The sequence below is a fragment of the Acidisphaera rubrifaciens HS-AP3 genome (assembly GCF_000964365.1).
In the GTDB taxonomy this organism is placed as follows: Bacteria; Pseudomonadota; Alphaproteobacteria; order Acetobacterales; family Acetobacteraceae; genus Acidisphaera; species Acidisphaera rubrifaciens.
The window spans coordinates 1-276 of the sequence record NZ_BANB01000730.1; the positions used below are offsets into that span (position 1 = coordinate 1).

The 276-nt window shown below is 76.1% G+C and carries 1 protein-coding gene; it reads left to right on the forward strand.

What is annotated here, in order from left to right; all coding sequences use genetic code 11:
- Positions 1-276 (forward strand): LysR substrate-binding domain-containing protein (locus B8460_RS17045; RefSeq protein WP_048862816.1); only part of this gene is annotated, 276 nt, incomplete at both ends.

Genomic DNA, 276 nt, shown 5'->3' on the forward strand with positions numbered 1-276 from the left:
ACACGCCAGCCAGACGATCGCCGGCTACTGGTTGCCGCGCCACCTCGCGGCCTTTCGTCACGCCTGGCCCGGCATCGACGTGCGCGTGCGCATCGGCAACACGCGGGAGGTCGCGGCCTGCGTCCATGACGGGCGCGCCGATCTCGGCTTCGTGGAGGGGCCGGTCGCCGATCCGGCGCTGACCGCCACGCGCGTCGCGGGCGACCGACTCGTCATCGTCGTGGCGCCAAGCCACGCCTGGGCCGCGCCCGGCGCGCGCATCCGCCCCGCCGCCCT